This window comes from Sulfuricurvum kujiense DSM 16994 (assembly GCF_000183725.1).
Lineage (GTDB): Bacteria > Campylobacterota > Campylobacteria > Campylobacterales > Sulfurimonadaceae > Sulfuricurvum > Sulfuricurvum kujiense.
In genome coordinates this window covers 2,526,732-2,542,465 of the sequence record NC_014762.1, presented here as the reverse complement: position 1 = coordinate 2,542,465, position 15,734 = coordinate 2,526,732, and the positions used below count along the sequence as shown (strand labels likewise).

Here is a 15,734-nt window from a genome sequence, read left to right as displayed (position 1 = left end):
TATATTGAAATTAGAGGTAATACCCTTTGATTCCGTTCATGGTAGAACCCATATTGAGCAAAACCATATCGGCACATACCAGTGCCGCCATCGATTCGGCGACGACCGAACCGCGTACGGCGACACACGGATCATGCCGCCCTTTTAAAGAGACATTAACACTCTCATTCTCGGTATTAACGCTTTCCTGATCGATAAAGATCGACGGGGTCGGCTTAAAATGGACACGGACGAGAACGTCATCACCGTTGCTCATTCCACCCAAAATTCCTCCCGCATGATTAGTTTTAAAACCCTTTGGGGTGATAGCATCGTTGTTTTGCGATGCCAGAAGCTCGCCGCTTCGGATACCTTCTCCTATTTCAACCGCTTTGACGGCATTGATCCCCATCATTGCCTCTGCCAGTACGGCATCGAGTTTGTAATAAAGCCCTTCACCCAGACCGATCGGAAGGCCGCTGATTTTGACCGTGCACACGCCGCCGACGGAGTCATGGGAATTTTTAGCCTCTAGAATGGCCGCTTTTTGTGCCTCTTCTACGCTTGCATCGAGCGCATAGATCGGGCTATTTTGGGGGTAGGTAAAATCGAGAGACTGTGCTTCGATACCGTGTATAGCGCTGATACCGCTTTGAAATGTAATGCCGAGTTGTGAAAGCATCAGTTTTGCCACCGCACCGCCTGCAACGCGAGCGGCGGTTTCACGTGCGCTAGAGCGTCCGCCGCCTCGGTAATCGCGCAGACCGTATTTGTGAAAATAGGTAAAGTCGGCATGACCGGGGCGGAAAATATCTTTGACGTTTGAGTAGTCTCCGCTTTTTTGATCGGTGTTATAGATCACCATCATAATCGGTGTACCCGTGCTGAGCCCTTCGAATACGCCGCTGAGAATTTCGACACAATCTGCCTCTTTACGGGCGGTGGCAAATTCGTTTTGACCCGGTTTGCGGCGATCCAACTCACTTTGGATGTAATCTTCGTCAATCAAAAGCCCTGCCGGGACACCGTCGAGAACACAGCCGATCGCTTTGCCGTGCGATTCACCGAAGGTGGTGATCGTAAAACGTTCTCCGAACCGATTCATTTGAGCTCCTTGGACAGCATTTCAAGAGCGATCTGTGCCGCTTCCTGCTGAGCTTGTTTTTTGCTTTTCCCCTGAGCGGAGGCGTAGCGTTTGCCATCGATAATGACAGCAACTTCAAACTCTTTTTTATGATCCGGCCCGTGTGCGGCGATAAGCTGATATTCGGGAGTCGTTCCGTAGTGTGCCTGCGTCAGCTCTTGTAAAGAGGTTTTGTAGTCTTTAAAGAGCGAATCGAGTGAAATATCGGGATGGACGTGTTCGAGAAGAGAAACGGTGATCTCCTGCACTTTTCCCAATCCGGTTTCAAGGTACATCGCCCCCATGACGGCCTCAAAAGCATTTGATAACAAAGAGCTTTTGGTCCGGCCGCTGTTGTTTTCTTCGGCATTGGAGAGAAAAATATGCTCTCCGAGGTTAAGATGATTGGCCAGTGAGGTAAATCCCCCCTCGTTGACGAGAGATGCACGCATTTTGGAGAGTTTCCCCTCATCATAGCCGCGGAATTTTTTGTAAAGATATTCTCCGACGATCAAATCGAGTACCGCGTCTCCCAAAAACTCCAGCCGCTCATTATTGTAGGGCTGTTTGTAGCTTTTATGCGTCAGCGCTTCAATAAGGAGCTCTTTGTTTTGAAATGTGTACCCTAAGCGTTCTTGCAGGGCTTGTAAATTGTCCATTAGTTGTTCAATCCTTTTTTGAATTTTTCCGCCTCTTCTTTGGCGATTACGTCGCATTGTTCGTTTTCGATATGGCCGTTATGGCCGCGAACCCAGACACCCTCAATGCGGTGGGGAGCAGAAACCCGGATATACTCCTGCCAGAGGTCGGGGTTTTTGACTTTGGCGAAGTTGCGTTTGATCCACCCTTCCAGCCACTCGTTGATCCCTTTGATGACATAGCTCGAATCGGAGATGATAGTGACGTCGCACGGCTCTTTAAGCGCCCGCAATCCCTCTATCACTCCGAGCAGCTCCATGCGGTTATTGGTCGTATGGGCTTCTCCGCCTCGGATGATGCGCTCTTTGTCTCCGTAGCGCAAGATGGCCCCATAGCCTCCCGGCCCCGGATTCCCGAGTGCCGATCCGTCACTGAAGAGAGTTATTTTCTTCAAATCGTTCCTTTGAGAGATTCATAATGCTTTGCAGAGAATCAATCGCATGACAGTGCGGACAGCGGTGAAACGGCAAAAATGATATCGTATTACATTCGTCACACGAATATTCAAACTGCAATGCCGCTTTGGCAACGCCGCAGCGGCGAAGGGCGATTAGGACGTCGAGTTCGAAAACCGAGCTTCCCAAGCAAAGATCGACTGATCCTTTTGCCGTGAACAGTTCGCGCAAGAAAGTATTGCTTGCAATTATATCCAAATCGAGATTTTCATCTCTGAGCCGCCATAAAACATCACTCAGCCGCTGGCTCAGCGATTGGTCGTAGTGCCGCCATGCCAATGCCGGGCGGTAGGTAAAGAGCCACTCAAAAATCATGTACCCCAGTTGGCGGTGCGTGCTGTAGAGTTCGAGCAGTTTTTGGGCTTTTTCATCGATGTCGATTCGGTGGTCATTGAGCAGAATCCGGCATTCAATATAGAGTTTCTCATTCGAGGTTCCGGGAGAGAGCTCCTGCAGCGATTCCATTACCTCCAGGGCTTTGTCGTATTGCTGTAGCTGCTCATAAATGAGAATCAGATAATGCAATGCCTGCGGTGTACGGGGAGAATTGTGAAGAATCTGCATAAACGTTTGACGCGCACGCTCTAAAAACCCTGCCTTGAAAAAGCTTTTTCCCAGTAGTAAAAGGGCGTCTTTTTGGAAAATGGGATCACGGTTTTTGGAGAGGAGCGCATGATAGATCTCGACGCTTTTCTCGTAATTCCCCTGATGTTCAAAACTTTGTGCCAGCAGAAGCCACGATTCGCTCGTTAGAGAGTTGGTTTGCACCTGCTCGGCCAGTTTGTCCCCTTCGCCGAGAGACTCGAATTTTCCTAGAAAAGATTTAAGATCGGTATGCTCTTTAGCCGCTTTATAGCGCCCCCACCAATAGCTCAAAAAGGAGAGGATAAAAAGGAGGATAAAAAAGACGACGATACCGAAAAGAGGGTCGCGAAATTCAATAAAAAATGTGTCCATGTCGTATTATAGCCGTGAAAAGGTTATTTCTTTAATGATTCGTGTTTTTTGATCGATTCGATAATGTACGGAAGGCTCATTCTCATTTTGGCAGATGTCACCTTTGCAGTGCAGTGTTTTACCGGTGGGAAGCGGATCCCCAAGTCCCTGATTGTATCTGTTTTTGATCAGTTCGGAGGTGATCTGAATTTCGGCAATTTTTTTGCCGGAGGGATCGGAAACAATTTGGGCGAGTATTTTCTCCCCCCGTTTCATCAGGAAAATCATTTCGTTTTGGCCCGGGGTGATTTGGCTCAATTTTTCGAATTCAAAGCCGCTCAGGGAGGTGTTTACCTGGCTAAACGGGGTATCGGGGTGCAAAGAACCAAGCCCCTCTTCGGTAATGCTCAGGGCGTAGGGCAAAGATCTATTCGGCGTATCGCAGCCGTTTATCAAGAGGGCAAAAAGCACTAAAGAGGATAACCGGAACATTAAAATACCCTCTCTACCATAAGCTGAATCGAGACCCGCCCGTTCCACTCGTTCTTATTGACGGTATAGCTGCACGACATTTTTTTATTTTCGGGACACTCCAGTGTCCGCCGAAACGCGATCAGCTCCAGTGTTTTCGGACTGAGCCGGGAAGGGCGCAGCTCCAAACGGCTGTGGGACTGGTCGCTTCCGAAGAGTTTGACCGTTACGACGTCGGCCTCCCGGATTAAAAATCTCGGACGGGGATTCCCCTCACCGTAAGGTTCAAATCGCTCCAGAAGCTCCAACAGCTGAAAATTGATCATTTCGTGTTCGAGTTCGCCGATGATATCGCTATGGGGGATGAAGTCGGCCGGATTGATCTGTTTTGCGGCTTCGTTGATTCCCAGACGAAACGCTTCGATCGCATCACTGCTCATAGACAGCCCCGCCGCCATTTTGTGACCGCCGAATTTTTGCAGATGTTTCTCTTGCGATTTGATCAGGGAGTAGAGATCGACATTTCCGATGCTTCGCCCGCTTCCTTTGGCAATGCCGTTATGGACGCTGAGGACGATGGCCGGTTTTTGAAAATGGTTTACCAGCCGTGAAGCGACGATTCCTACGACTCCTTCGTTCCAATGCTCCCCCGCAACGACGATGATCTGTTCTTTCGGGTTGACGTGCAGCATGGCTTCGGCAGTTGTCTGAGCTTCGGTCTCTTTACGCAGCGTATTGAGCGCGGTGAGGAGTTCAAACTGGTGATAGGCTTTTTCTGTCGTATCGGCCATGAGAAACTCAAGGGCGATGGATGCATCTTCGAGCCGTCCAGCCGAATTGATGCGCGGAGCGATCTGAAAAGCGATATCCTCCGAAGAGACGGCGGATCGGTTGAGGAAATCACGGATCATGACAAACGGTGAGAGAGACGAGGTTTGCATCATATCAAGCCCCGTTTTGACGATAGCGCGGTTAATTCCCACAAGGGGCATAACGTCAGCGATGATCGCAAGGGCCAAGAACGGAAAAAACTGACGCATGTCGATGGAGAGATTCAGTTCTTGTTTGAGAAGCCCCATAAAAAGCCATCCCACCTGTGCACCGCATATCTCTTTAAACGGATAGGGGCAGTCGCTTTGTTTCGGATTGATGATTGCATAGGCATTGGGGAGAGTGTCTCCGGGAGTGTGGTGGTCGGTGATGATCAGATCGATCCCCCGTGTTTTGCATACTTCTGCGGCTTCGATGGCATTGATCCCGTTGTCAACGGTAAAGATCACATCGGCATCGAGCCGTTCCAAAACGTTTTTAGAGACGCCGTATCCGTCGCTGAATCGGTTCGGTATCGTCGTGATAAGGGGATAAGAGATGAGGTCGAAAAAACGCTTGACGATAGCGGTAGAGGTGACGCCGTCAACATCATAATCACCGACGAGAGCGATACGTTCATGGTTGCGGATGGCGCGAGCGAGCCGATCGGCCCCCTTTTGCGCATCTTTTAGATTGGAAGGATGGGGAATATCGGAGAGTTTTTCACTTTGCGATTCAAATCGGCTCGCTAAAAAACTCCCGAGTGCTGTGTGATCGAGAAGGGGAACCTCAGGCAGGATTCGGGTTGGCATGATCGAATGTCGCTTTTACGAACCCTAGGATAGAGGCATTCGGGCTTTGGAGGCGAGAGGTGAACTCCGGATGGAACTGTACCCCTAAAAACCACGGATGCTTTGGAATTTCGACGGCTTCGATAAGTCCGTGAGATTCGCCCGTTACGATCATTCCCGCATTTTCAAGTGCTTCACGGTAGGTCGGATTGGCTTCGTAGCGGTGACGGTGGCGCTCGTAAATGAGCGGTTCGTTGTTATACGCGGCGCGAAGTTTTGATCCCGCTTTGGTTTCGCACGGATATTCGCCCAAACGGAGTGTTCCGCCCATCGGCGAGTGGTGGGTTCTCAGCTGCGTTTCGCCCGATTGGTCGATAAAGTTATCGATGAGGTAGATCATCGGATGGGTCGTTGTCGGGTTAAACTCGATCGAGTTGGCATCTTCGTAGCCTAAAACGTTACGGGCATACTCGACGATCGAGAGCTGCATTCCCAGACAGATTCCCAAATACGGCATATTGTTTTCGCGGGCATATCGAATCGCTTCGATTTTCCCCTCAACCCCGCGATTTCCGAATCCGCCGGCTACGAGAACCGAATCGCAGTCGCGAAGAAGCGCTTCCGCCCCTTGGGTTTCGATTTTTTCACTGTCAACCCAGTGGATCGCAACGCGGGTATCGAGATGGGCACCCGAGTGGATCAGCGCTTCGATAAGTGATTTATACGACTCTTTGAGCTCCAGATATTTTCCGACGAAGCCGATGGTAACGTGGTATTTCGGAGAGACGATTTTTTTGACCAAAGAGTCCCATTGTTCCATATCGGGTTTGAGTTCGCCTAGCTCCAGCTCTTTGCTGATCGGAGCGAGGATGTTTTGTTGCAGGAAGCTGAGCGGAACGGCATAGATGGTCTGTTCGTCCATCGCTTCGATGATACTGTCGTTGCTGACATCACACGCAAGGGCCAGTTTTTTCTTAAACGTTTTCGGCAGGCGCTCTTCGCTGCGGGCGATAATCATTTGCGGGGTAATACCGATACGGCGAAGCTCCTGAACCGAGTGCTGGGTTGGTTTGCTTTTGTGCTCGCCTGCCGCTTTGATAAACGGGATCAGGGTGACGTGGATAAAAAACGTCCCCTCAACCTCGTCGTCATGTTTCATCATTCGGATCGCTTCCATATACGGCAACCCTTCGATATCACCGACGGTACCGCCGAGCTCGACAACGAGAATTTCATGCCCCTCGCCCGCTTTTTTGATCCGATCGACGATTTCACCGACGATGTGGGGGACGACTTGGATCGTTTGACCCAAGTATCCGCCGCTGCGTTCGCGTTCGATGACCGAGCTGTAGACCTGACCCGTTGTGAAGTTGCTGGTACGTAAAAAAGAGGCATCGAGAAAGCGCTCGTAGTTTCCGATATCCAAATCGGTCTCTGCCCCGTCTTTGGTAACAAATACTTCACCGTGCTCCAACGGACTCATGGTTCCTGGATCGACGTTGATGTACGGATCGATTTTGAGCATGCCGACCTGTTTGCCGGAGTGTTTGAGGAGTGCGCCGATACTGGCTGCCGTAATCCCTTTTCCAAGTGAACTCAGAACTCCGCCGGTGACAAAAATATATTTGGTCATTGAATCATTCCTTAGCTGTTTGCGTATTTTACGATGGGGTTAAATGGGTCGTGATGATCCAAAACGTCGACTATTGCCGCTCTTCTTAAGGAACGTATTATATACTTTTAACACTTATAAAAACGTTTGAAAAATGGAAATTTATGGAATCGGCTCTTTATTACGTCACGATAGCATTGGGATTTTCTATCGTCGTGAATCTTATTTTAAAACGATTCGGCATTTCCCAGATTATCGGTTACATTTTAACCGGGGTGACGGTTGCGTATGGATTTGATCTGCGGCATATGGCGGATTCGCATACCTTGGAGATAATTGCCGAGTTCGGCGTCGTCTTTTTGATGTTTACGATCGGGCTTGAGGTTTCATTGCAGCGTCTTTCCACGATGAAAACCGATGTGTTTTTTAACGGATCGTTTCAGGTTATCCTCTCCGCCGTCATCTTTTTTGCAATTGCGTACGGAATCCTCTCTGTTTCGTTGGCGACGGCAATCATCATCTCTATGGCACTTTCGCTCTCTTCGACCGCCGTGGTATTGAGCTATCTTAAATCGACGAAAGAGATTGCCCGTCCTTACGGTCAAAAAGCGACCGGGATTTTAATTTTTCAAGATCTTGCCGTCATCCCGATTTTGATTTTGATCGGTTTTTTGAGTTCTGACGGTAAAGATATCGGCGATGTTTTGATCCAAACGGCGATTAGTGCGGTCGTGATTGTCGGATCACTGTTTATAGTCGGCAAACGTGTGATGACATGGCTTCTTCATTTTTCTTCCACCAGTGAAGTCGATGAGCTCTTCATGGGATCGGTCTTGGTCATCGTCGTCGCCTCGTCGCTGCTTGCATCCTATGCCGGATTTACCTATTCGCTGGGGGCGTTTGTCGCGGGGATGATCATAGCCGAAACCCGCTACCACCATAAAGTCGAATCGGATATTGCTCCGTTTAAAGATTTGCTGCTGGGGACCTTTTTCGTTACGGTCGGGATGAAGATTGACTTGGGATTGTTTGTGCAACATATGGACGATGTTATTGCAATCTTGTTCGCGGTATTGGCAGTTAAAGCGATCGTCATTTTTGGTGTTGTGCGGATGAAATCACAATCCAAAGTCGCCTTTAAAACGGCGATAGCCCTCTCTCAGGTCGGGGAATTCTCATTTGCAATTTTTGCTTTAGCGGGGAATCAGGAACTCATCCCTTCCGAGCTCTCTCAGATTTTGGTTCTGGTTGTCGTCCTTTCTATCATCGCAACCCCTTTTATTCTGGCGAATCTATCACGTATCAGCGGCTATTTTTTCAAAGACGTCAGCGTTACGGAGACGTTTGCGATGCTCCCGGGGCGGAATCACCACATTATTGTCTGCGGGTACGGCGTCGTCGGGAAATTCGTCGCTAAAGAGCTCCGTGCTTCGGGAGTCGATTACGTTGTAGCCGATAACAGCTATAAACATGTTCAAGAGGCGCTGCGGGATGGACAAGAGGTCTATTTCGGAGATATGTCCAAAACGGCTATTTTGGATAAGCTGTGTACCAAGGATTCAGTCAGCGTCATCATTACCTTGGACAATCTTGAGAAGAAAAGACTGATCTGCGAAGCGATTATCCGCTATGCGCCTGAAGTGAAGTTGGTAGTAAAAGTAGTGAGTCTGGAAGAGAAACGGGCGTTAAGAGGACTCCCCATCTCGATAACGATTGACGGGAAGAAAGAGGTAGCTTCACGTCTGGTGAGCGAAGCCGTTACGTGTGAGTTATGACTCTTTTGGCTGTTCGGAAACCAGCCACTGAAGATAGCGGATAGACCAGCTGAGATCTTCAAGCGCAATATCAATCTCTTCCACCGGTTTCGGGAGATTCGTTTTGAGTTCGCGAACACGCTGCTTGAGATATTGTGCCATAGAGTAATAGGTATTGAGTGCCGTATCGTCCTGTGCTTTGATGATTAAATCTTCGAGCGTATTGACCAGTTCGGTTTCATTTGGGAAGATATTCCCCGCTTTGCGAATCGTCCGCTGCACCTTTTGCAGATGCGCCATATCGACTTTAAAGTTTTCTGGATTGTTCATTTTACAGCTTTGATTGGATTGATAAGCACGCAGGCGTGCGTGGGCTTCGCGCCGAGCGAAACTCAGCGTTAGCGTAGCCAATCGGGGCTTTGCTCCGATGGCGTATTAAAACTAGTTTCCTCGTGACCCCGGCTTAATTGCTTCGCTTCCATCGGCACACAACGGACAGTTATCCGGTGCGTACATTTCAAAATCGAAATCGGCGAGGGCAAAAAGCGGTTTGTCGGATGGCAATGCACAGTTGGCTTTACGCTCCAGCGCACTTCCGTCGCGTTTGCAAAAACCGCGGTTGGCAAGAGCGGCAAATCCGACGACGACGCCGCCGAGCGCTTCGATCGCTTTGGCCGCTTCCATCGCCGAGCCGCCTGTGGTGATGATGTCTTCACAGATGAGGACTTTTTCGCCCGGAGTGATCTCGAATCCGCGGCGGATCTGCATCTCACCGTTGACACGCTCCGCAAAGATAGAACGTTTGTCCAGTGCGGTCGCGAGGGCGAATCCTGCGATCAAACCGCCCAAAGCGGGTGCACATACGGTATCGATGACAATGCCGTTTGCTTTGATTTTATCGCTCAATGCATCGGCAAGAAGCTTTGCCGTTTTAGGGTCTTCGAGTACTTTCGCCGATTGGAGATAATACTGCGAATGATTGCCTGAGCTGAGTTTGAAATGCCCCTCAAGCATGGCATTGGCGTTCATGTAAATAGCTTTGATATCCATGATTATACCGTCAAGATGTCTTGCTCTTTAGCTTTGAGCAGGTCTTCGATTTTAGAGATGTATTTATCGGTGATCTTTTGGACTTTGTCCTGAGCCCCTTTAGATTCATCCGCAGTGATCAGTTTGTCTTTTTCGAGCACTTTGATTTTGTCATTTGCTTTTTTGCGGTCGTTACGGACGCCGACTTTGGCATCTTCCGCCATCCCTTTGGCTTTTTTCGCCGTCTCTTGGCGCTGTTCTACCGTCATCGGAGGGAAGAAGAGTTTGATGTCGGTTCCGTTGTTGTTCGGATTGACCCCGATATCGGCTTTTTGGATCGCTTTTTCGATGACGGAAAGCATCGATTTATCCCACGGAGAGATGGTGATGGTCGTCGCATCGGTTGCCAATACGCTGGCTGCCTGATCAAGCGGCACCATTGACCCGTAGTTTTCTACACGGACGTTGTCCAAAATTTTGGTCGTTACTCTACCGGTACGGAGAGTTCGGAAGTTGTGGATCATATGATCACAGCTTCCTTGCATTTTTTCTTCGCAAAATTGATACACTTCGTCTAACATAGGTTTTTTCTCCGGCAATTATTTTGTAGTGTTGGCATCGTTGACGATATTAATCGTCGGAGCGGCAACATCAGTTTTTTCAACCATTGCATCTACAACGGATTCATTTTTCTGCTGAGCATAGAAATAGCCCAAAGCAACCGTATTAACGATAAATACAAACCCTAGAAAAAAGGTTACTTTAGCTAAAAAGCTTCCCGGTCCTTTAGCTCCGAAGACCGATTCGTTAGAGCCGCTGTAAGCTCCTAAACCGATGCTTGAGCTTTTTTGGAGCAGTACCGCGATGGTGATCATAACGACCAAAACGATCTGCACGATGAGCAGTATACCTGTCATGTTAATCCTTGATATTAGTAAAAAAGTTCGCGATTATAGCATAGTGTTTATAAGAGGCCGATGAAGCTTTAGTTTAATGAGAGAGTGATTAAGATGCTTCTTTTAGATAGGAGACAACGTTGTGTGTTCAAAATGTACATTGAAGAAAAAACTCGGGTTGGCTGTCGGTATTGCCATAACCTCTTTTGCTTATTGGGTTTATTATACGCAGTAAAAGAGACGCTGAATTTACGAAGCGGAGCATAGAGGGCATTGCCCTTTGTAGATGACTGAATCGATGGTATATCCGCTGGGGGAAATGATCGGCTGGGGATGCAGGCAGGTGATAGCATGACAGTTTTGGCATATAAAATGGGGATGGATAGTATCGGAGAGTTCAAAATACCGTTTTCCGGCATCTGATTCGATCCCGCTAATGATTTGGGCTGATTCAAAGGCTTGCATGGTTCTATAAAAGGTACTTTTGTCGATCATCGGATCCAGGGCGCTGTACTCCTCGAAACTGATCGGCTGTTTTTGATCGGAGAGGATTGTGAGGATTTTTTTGCGCGGAGCGGTGAGTCGAAATCCGTTGGCGCTGATTTTTTCATCGAGTGTCATTTTGATAAGACTTCTTAAAATTTAAGGTTTATTGCAACTGAGTTGCATTAGAATGGTATCCGAATTTTATTATAAGGAAACTGAAGTATGGATACCAAACGACTGATAATTTTTGGCGGTATTATCGCCGTAATCGTGATCGGGGTCAGTTTCTTTTCGCCAAAGCCTCAAAGTAAAGAGGTATCGTCTCAAACGAAGCCGATTATTTCCGTCAGTACGTTTGCATTGTATGAAATTGCCAAGACGGTTGCGGGAGATTCGGTAGAAGTACACCCGATCATTCCGCTGGGTACGGATGCCCACATGTTCACGCCGAACCCTTCCCAAGTTGCCGATATTTCTAAATCTTCACTGTTCGTCTACAACGGTGCGGGATTTGAAAGCTGGGCGGAAAATCTTAAAAATACCCTCCCTAAAACGACCCAGGTGATCGATATGAGCGGGCATGTTGTTTTGTTGAAAGGCGAAGCCGACCATCATGGCGAAGAGACGGACGGAGAACATCATCATGAAGGTGCGTTTGACCCCCATTACTGGCTCGATATCGACAATATGATCAAAATGACCCAAATTTTTGATGCGGAGTTTTCTAAACTTCTCCCCGCCGAAGCGGAGGTGTTTCACGGTAACGCCGCCACCTATATCGGAGAGCTTCAACGACTGAAAGCCGAATACGCATCAGGTCTAACCGAGTGTAAAAACCGCACTCTCGTCTCCAACCATGACGCGTTCGGCTATCTTGCTTCGGCAAACAAGCTCGAAAACGTATCGGTCATCGGACTCTCTTCGGATGAACAGCCGAGCGCCAAAAATATCGCCGATATTATTGCAACGATCAATAAGCACGGCGTGAAAACGATCTTTTTCGAGGAATTTATAAACGACAACGTCTCCCAAACGATTGCCAAAGAGACGGGAGCCAAAGCGGTAGCATTGCAGCCGCTGGAAAATATTAGCCAAGATGAGTTAAAATCCCATCAAACCTATCTCACGATCATGCGTGAGAATCTGAAAAAATTGCGTGAAGCGATGGAGTGCCGTTGAAATTCTCCCCCAGCCTTTTTGACGTAAACAACCTTAACTTTGAGCGGCACGGAAATCTTGTCCTCAAGGGGGCGACGTTTCAAATCTTGCCGGGGGAATATTGCGCTATTATCGGACCTAACGGCGGAGGAAAAACGACTCTTATCCGTCTTTTGCTGGGGCTGGAAAAACCGACTTCAGGCGAGATAAAACTTTTCGGAACATCCCAAAAGCGGTTTCGCGATTGGAACCGTATCGGGTACGTTCCCCAACGTTCTGCCCTTGTTGACGGTTCGTTTCCGGCAACCGTTCGTGAAGTGGTCGGAATGGGGCGCTACGCCAGACGGGGTATTTTTGGATTTGAATCTTCCGAAGATAAATCGGCTATCGTTGAAGCGATGGAGCTGATGGGGGTAGCCGATTTATCCGACCGCCTCATCGGAAACCTCTCAGGGGGACAGCGTCAGCGGGTGATGATCGCCCGTGCATTAGCCTCCAATCCCGATGTCTTGATTGTTGATGAACCCAACACGGGGATTGATGTCGAATCGCAGCACCGTTTTTATGAGCTTCTGCGTACCCTCAACCGTACCAAAAAGCTTTCCATCCTCTTTATCACCCACGATATCGGGGTGATTGCCGAGGATATTACCCGCGTATTGTTTGTCAACCAAACGCTATTGGTTTCCCAGAACCCGGCGGAAGTCGTCCGATGCGACGAGATGAGCCGACTCTACGGCACACCGGCGCACGTCGTGTGCCATAATCATTGAAGGAGGTAAGAGATGTTAGAAATGCTTGATTACCCCTTTATGCAGCGGGCTTTTATCGCCGGGCTTATGATCGCGGTTCTCGCCTCGCTGGGGGGATCGTTTATCGTCCTTCGGCGCTATTCACTGCTGAGCGAAACATTGGCACATGTCTCACTCGTCGGGGTATCGGTTGGGCTATTGTTCGGTCTCAGCCCGCTATGGATGGCTGTTGCTGCGTCACTCGTCGCCTCATGGCTTATCGAGTATCTGCGGAGCGTCCACGGGATGTATTCGGATTCGGTACTTGCTATTTTTCTCTCGGGTTCACTCGCCCTTGCCATTGTCATCGTCTCACTGGCGGGATCGTTTAACGCTTCGCTCTTTAGCTATCTTTTCGGTTCGATCCTCTCGGTCAGTGTTGAAGATTTGTGGGTGATGGGGATATTCGGCTCTTTGGCGATGGCGCTCCTTTTGGCTTTTTTCAAAGAGCTTTACTTTATCGCTTTTGATGAGGATGTCGCCCGGGCGGGAGGTATCCGCGTCACGATGCTCAACTTCATGCTTGTCAGCGTGATTGCGATTATTATTGCCCTCTCTATTCGGGTGGTCGGGACGCTTTTGATCGGTGCGCTGATGGTGATCCCTCCCGTTGCGGCGATCCGATTCGGGATGGGGTTTTATCCTACCGCGCTTCTCTCGGTTGTAATCGCTCTTATCTCGGTGGTTATCGGACTAATCGCCTCGTATTTCTTTGCACTCCCCAGCGGCGCGGCGATCGTCCTTGTACTTTTGGGATTGTTTATTGTGGCATTGGCGGTTAATCGCCGATGAGCAGCGCCTGCCATGAATTCTCACGCTACGCCGCCGAATACGGCAGCCGCAATGTTATCCAGCGCCATGTTGCCGAAAAGCTGATCGCCTCTACCTCAGATAAACCAAAGTCTATTGTGGATTTGGGATGCGGGAACGGCACTCTCTATTCTCTGATCGATTGGGAGATTGAGCGGTTTGTCGGCGTTGATTTCTCCGCGTCAATGCTGGAACATCACCCTTCGTCATCGAATGTCGAATTAGTGTTGGGTGACTTTAACGATCCGCTATTGTTTGAGAGATTGAAAGAGGAACAGTATGATCGGATCTATTCCGCCTCGGCATTGCAGTGGGCGGATGATTTAGATAGCGTTATATGTTCTCTCGCTTCACTCAACACCCCGATGTCATTGGCAATCTTCACCGCAGGAACTTTTAAAACCCTTCACGAATCTGCGGGGGTCACCCCTCTATTGCGTTCGAGCGACGAGGTGATGGCTATTGCCGAGAAATATCTGGACGCACGGTTCGAAGTGCTCCACACGACGTTAGAATTTGATTCGGTCAGAGAGATGTTTCGCTATATCAAGCGCAGCGGGGTGAGCGGAGGACGCAGAGTTCTTGATTTTACGCAGACGAAAAAACTGATGGAAACGTATCCGCTGAACTATCTCGAATTTGAGGTTGTGTTTATTACAACCCCATCTCACTAAATAGCGGTCTCTCTTCTACTGCTTCATTCATACATTTCTCTCTTAGCTCTTCTAACATAGTATAGATAGCTCCCTCTTTGGCAGGGCAGAGCGAGAGCATATCTTCGATAAGGCATCCGAATGCCCGCACTTCGATTTTCTCAAATGCTTTTTCGCACGGTTCGTAAAAGCTCGCCGCGCCGAAATCCCCAAGATAGCAGTGGTCATCGTCGTTGATGAGGATGTTGTGGGCGTAGAGATCGCCGTGCATCAGCCCTCGTGCGTGCAGGTGTGCCGCTGCAGAGGCAATAGCTTTTGCGACGGCGTAGACGGTTTCGATAGAAAATGAGGTCTCTTCGGTGAACGTATCGCGGGTGCAGGTCTCAAAATCGGGGGGAAGTCCGAGATTGCGGTATACATCGGGGATGTATTCGAGTACCAGCCCCAGACGCTCATCCCCCGCTACTTTCGAGAGGACTTTGATGAGGTTCGGATGCTCCCCGGTACTCATGGTGGCGTTCATCTCATCGTGGGCATAGCCGTCGCTCGTGATGGCACCTTTGAAGAGTTTCAGGGCAACGGACTGTTCATCCGCGTTTGAGTAGGCTTTGTAAATATCCCCCGAAGCCCCCGAACCCAATTTTTCTTTCACCTCTAACGATTCGTAGGCAATCTCTTGAAGTTCAAACTGAGCCTTCGGACTGCACGGATTCCCCGAAAAGGCGAGCCATGAGAGTTTCGGCAGATTCCATAGCCATGAGGGGATCTCATGGAGGTTATTCGCCGAGAGGCGGAGAAGCTCTAAGTTCCGGCATGAGGCCATCTCGTCGGGGAGTGATTCGAGTTGGTTCCCTGCCAGTGCACATTTTTGCAGTTTGCACAAGTTTCCGATAGAGCGGGGAAGGTTTACGAGGCGGTTGTCGGTCAGAATGAGCCAGCTGATAGACTCAGGAAGAACTTCTTCGTCAAAGGTTTCGATCTGATTGCTTTTAAATCCTACCATATAAAGGTGTTCGCACCCTTTGAACGAGGGGAGGGAGGTAAAGCGGTTATTGGAGAAGAAGGCTATTTTCAGTTTTTTCAGTCTGTTTATATCATTTGGAAGCGAAGAGAGGCGGTTGTTGCTCAGATCCAGAATCTCTAAAGTATCGGCCAGATCGAATATCTCTTCGGGGAAAGAGGTGAGGTTCTCACGGAGAGTTAGCCGTGTTGCCCCTTTGAGTTCACCGGAGCGCAATTGTGCCAATGTGTGCATAAAGCCCTTTTCCAAATCAGTTAGTG

The 15,734-nt window shown here is 49.0% G+C and carries 18 protein-coding genes; 5 read left to right on the top strand and 13 right to left on the bottom strand.

Annotated features, from left to right (window positions below):
• Positions 1 to 10: 10 nt before the first annotated feature.
• Genes aroC through SULKU_RS12685 form a run of 7 tightly spaced genes read right to left on the bottom strand, consistent with a single transcriptional unit; the run spans position 11 to position 6,897 of the window.
• Positions 11 to 1,084: a chorismate synthase gene (gene aroC / locus SULKU_RS12715; RefSeq protein ID WP_013461375.1), complete on the bottom strand. Its 1,074-nt coding sequence runs from the start codon at positions 1,082 to 1,084 to the stop codon at positions 11 to 13.
• Positions 1,081 to 1,761 carry a ribonuclease III gene (gene rnc / locus SULKU_RS12710; RefSeq protein WP_013461374.1) on the bottom strand — a complete coding sequence of 227 codons (681 nt, stop codon included), beginning with the start codon at positions 1,759 to 1,761 and terminating at the stop codon, positions 1,081 to 1,083. Before rnc ends, aroC begins: the two co-directional genes overlap by 4 nt.
• Positions 1,761 to 2,195, bottom strand: coding sequence for a ribonuclease HI (gene rnhA, locus SULKU_RS12705; protein ID WP_013461373.1), 435 nt, complete (start codon positions 2,193 to 2,195; stop codon positions 1,761 to 1,763). Before rnhA ends, rnc begins: the two co-directional genes overlap by 1 nt.
• Positions 2,170 to 3,213, bottom strand: a complete 1,044-nt coding sequence (locus SULKU_RS12700) for a tetratricopeptide repeat protein (RefSeq protein ID WP_013461372.1) — start codon at positions 3,211 to 3,213, stop codon at positions 2,170 to 2,172. Before SULKU_RS12700 ends, rnhA begins: the two co-directional genes overlap by 26 nt.
• 6 nt (positions 3,214 to 3,219) lie before the next feature.
• Positions 3,220 to 3,684 (bottom strand): hypothetical protein, encoded by a 465-nt coding sequence (locus SULKU_RS12695; RefSeq protein ID WP_013461371.1) that lies wholly within the window; start codon positions 3,682 to 3,684, stop codon positions 3,220 to 3,222.
• Positions 3,684 to 5,285: a single-stranded-DNA-specific exonuclease RecJ gene (gene recJ, locus SULKU_RS12690; protein WP_013461370.1), complete on the bottom strand. Its 1,602-nt coding sequence runs from the start codon at positions 5,283 to 5,285 to the stop codon at positions 3,684 to 3,686. The genes SULKU_RS12695 and recJ overlap by 1 nt, the downstream gene beginning before the upstream one ends.
• Complete coding sequence (locus SULKU_RS12685; RefSeq protein WP_013461369.1) at positions 5,263 to 6,897, bottom strand: CTP synthase; 1,635 nt, start codon at positions 6,895 to 6,897, stop codon at positions 5,263 to 5,265. The genes recJ and SULKU_RS12685 overlap by 23 nt, the downstream gene beginning before the upstream one ends.
• Positions 6,898 to 7,040: 143 nt before the next feature.
• Between SULKU_RS12685 and SULKU_RS12680 the strand changes: the two genes are divergently transcribed.
• Positions 7,041 to 8,651 carry a cation:proton antiporter domain-containing protein gene (locus SULKU_RS12680; RefSeq protein WP_013461368.1) on the top strand — a complete coding sequence of 537 codons (1,611 nt, stop codon included), beginning with the start codon at positions 7,041 to 7,043 and terminating at the stop codon, positions 8,649 to 8,651.
• On the opposite strand, the gene SULKU_RS12675 is transcribed toward SULKU_RS12680, so the two are convergent.
• From SULKU_RS12675 to SULKU_RS12655, 5 genes are all read right to left on the bottom strand, one after another.
• Positions 8,646 to 9,041: a hypothetical protein gene (locus SULKU_RS12675; protein ID WP_013461367.1), complete on the bottom strand. Its 396-nt coding sequence runs from the start codon at positions 9,039 to 9,041 to the stop codon at positions 8,646 to 8,648. The two genes, SULKU_RS12680 and SULKU_RS12675, sit on opposite strands and share 6 nt — an antisense overlap.
• 30 nt (positions 9,042 to 9,071) lie before the next feature.
• Complete coding sequence (gene pyrE / locus SULKU_RS12670) at positions 9,072 to 9,680, bottom strand: orotate phosphoribosyltransferase (protein WP_013461366.1); 609 nt, start codon at positions 9,678 to 9,680, stop codon at positions 9,072 to 9,074.
• Positions 9,681 to 9,682: 2 nt separating this feature from the next.
• Positions 9,683 to 10,240 carry a ribosome recycling factor gene (frr, locus tag SULKU_RS12665; RefSeq protein ID WP_013461365.1) on the bottom strand — a complete coding sequence of 186 codons (558 nt, stop codon included), beginning with the start codon at positions 10,238 to 10,240 and terminating at the stop codon, positions 9,683 to 9,685.
• A gap of 18 nt (positions 10,241 to 10,258) precedes the next feature.
• The gene (secG, locus tag SULKU_RS12660; protein WP_013461364.1) at positions 10,259 to 10,576 is read right to left on the bottom strand and encodes a preprotein translocase subunit SecG; all 318 of its coding nucleotides are present in this window, start codon (positions 10,574 to 10,576) and stop codon (positions 10,259 to 10,261) included.
• A 228-nt stretch (positions 10,577 to 10,804) separates the two neighbouring features.
• Positions 10,805 to 11,176, bottom strand: coding sequence for a Fur family transcriptional regulator (locus SULKU_RS12655; RefSeq protein WP_013461363.1), 372 nt, complete (start codon positions 11,174 to 11,176; stop codon positions 10,805 to 10,807).
• An 87-nt stretch (positions 11,177 to 11,263) separates the two neighbouring features.
• On the opposite strand from SULKU_RS12655, the gene SULKU_RS12650 reads away from it, so the two are divergent.
• The 4 genes from SULKU_RS12650 to SULKU_RS12635 are packed head-to-tail and all read left to right on the top strand — an operon-like array spanning position 11,264 to position 14,474.
• A complete protein-coding gene (locus SULKU_RS12650) occupies positions 11,264 to 12,220 on the top strand; it encodes a metal ABC transporter solute-binding protein, Zn/Mn family (RefSeq protein ID WP_013461362.1) in 957 nt (318 codons plus the stop codon).
• Positions 12,211 to 12,972 carry a metal ABC transporter ATP-binding protein gene (locus SULKU_RS12645; protein ID WP_245535150.1) on the top strand — a complete coding sequence of 254 codons (762 nt, stop codon included), beginning with the start codon at positions 12,211 to 12,213 and terminating at the stop codon, positions 12,970 to 12,972. The genes SULKU_RS12650 and SULKU_RS12645 overlap by 10 nt, the downstream gene beginning before the upstream one ends.
• Before the next feature lie 12 nt (positions 12,973 to 12,984).
• Complete coding sequence (locus SULKU_RS12640) at positions 12,985 to 13,782, top strand: metal ABC transporter permease (protein ID WP_013461360.1); 798 nt, start codon at positions 12,985 to 12,987, stop codon at positions 13,780 to 13,782.
• Positions 13,779 to 14,474: a methyltransferase domain-containing protein gene (locus tag SULKU_RS12635; RefSeq protein ID WP_013461359.1), complete on the top strand. Its 696-nt coding sequence runs from the start codon at positions 13,779 to 13,781 to the stop codon at positions 14,472 to 14,474. The genes SULKU_RS12640 and SULKU_RS12635 overlap by 4 nt, the downstream gene beginning before the upstream one ends.
• Here the strand turns inward: SULKU_RS12635 and SULKU_RS12630 are convergent.
• Positions 14,455 to 15,708, bottom strand: coding sequence for a leucine-rich repeat-containing protein kinase family protein (locus SULKU_RS12630; protein ID WP_013461358.1), 1,254 nt, complete (start codon positions 15,706 to 15,708; stop codon positions 14,455 to 14,457). The genes SULKU_RS12635 and SULKU_RS12630 overlap by 20 nt on opposite strands.
• Positions 15,709 to 15,734 lie beyond the last annotated feature (26 nt).

What these genes read in the sequence shown, in the direction of transcription:
- aroC (WP_013461375.1), bottom strand. Translation starts at nt 1,084, where the DNA reads ATGAATCGGTTCGGAGAACGTTTTACGATCACCACCTTCGGTGAATCG.
- rnc (WP_013461374.1), bottom strand. Translation starts at nt 1,761, where the DNA reads ATGGACAATTTACAAGCCCTGCAAGAACGCTTAGGGTACACATTTCAA.
- SULKU_RS12700 (WP_013461372.1), bottom strand. Translation starts at nt 3,213, where the DNA reads ATGGACACATTTTTTATTGAATTTCGCGACCCTCTTTTCGGTATCGTC.
- SULKU_RS12695 (WP_013461371.1), bottom strand. Translation starts at nt 3,684, where the DNA reads ATGTTCCGGTTATCCTCTTTAGTGCTTTTTGCCCTCTTGATAAACGGC.
- recJ (WP_013461370.1), bottom strand. Translation starts at nt 5,285, where the DNA reads ATGCCAACCCGAATCCTGCCTGAGGTTCCCCTTCTCGATCACACAGCA.
- SULKU_RS12685 (WP_013461369.1), bottom strand. Translation starts at nt 6,897, where the DNA reads ATGACCAAATATATTTTTGTCACCGGCGGAGTTCTGAGTTCACTTGGA.
- SULKU_RS12680 (WP_013461368.1), top strand. Translation starts at nt 7,041, where the DNA reads ATGGAATCGGCTCTTTATTACGTCACGATAGCATTGGGATTTTCTATC.
- pyrE (WP_013461366.1), bottom strand. Translation starts at nt 9,680, where the DNA reads ATGGATATCAAAGCTATTTACATGAACGCCAATGCCATGCTTGAGGGG.
- frr (WP_013461365.1), bottom strand. Translation starts at nt 10,240, where the DNA reads ATGTTAGACGAAGTGTATCAATTTTGCGAAGAAAAAATGCAAGGAAGC.
- secG (WP_013461364.1), bottom strand. Translation starts at nt 10,576, where the DNA reads ATGACAGGTATACTGCTCATCGTGCAGATCGTTTTGGTCGTTATGATC.
- SULKU_RS12655 (WP_013461363.1), bottom strand. Translation starts at nt 11,176, where the DNA reads ATGACACTCGATGAAAAAATCAGCGCCAACGGATTTCGACTCACCGCT.
- SULKU_RS12650 (WP_013461362.1), top strand. Translation starts at nt 11,264, where the DNA reads ATGGATACCAAACGACTGATAATTTTTGGCGGTATTATCGCCGTAATC.
- SULKU_RS12640 (WP_013461360.1), top strand. Translation starts at nt 12,985, where the DNA reads ATGTTAGAAATGCTTGATTACCCCTTTATGCAGCGGGCTTTTATCGCC.
- SULKU_RS12635 (WP_013461359.1), top strand. Translation starts at nt 13,779, where the DNA reads ATGAGCAGCGCCTGCCATGAATTCTCACGCTACGCCGCCGAATACGGC.
- SULKU_RS12630 (WP_013461358.1), bottom strand. Translation starts at nt 15,708, where the DNA reads ATGCACACATTGGCACAATTGCGCTCCGGTGAACTCAAAGGGGCAACA.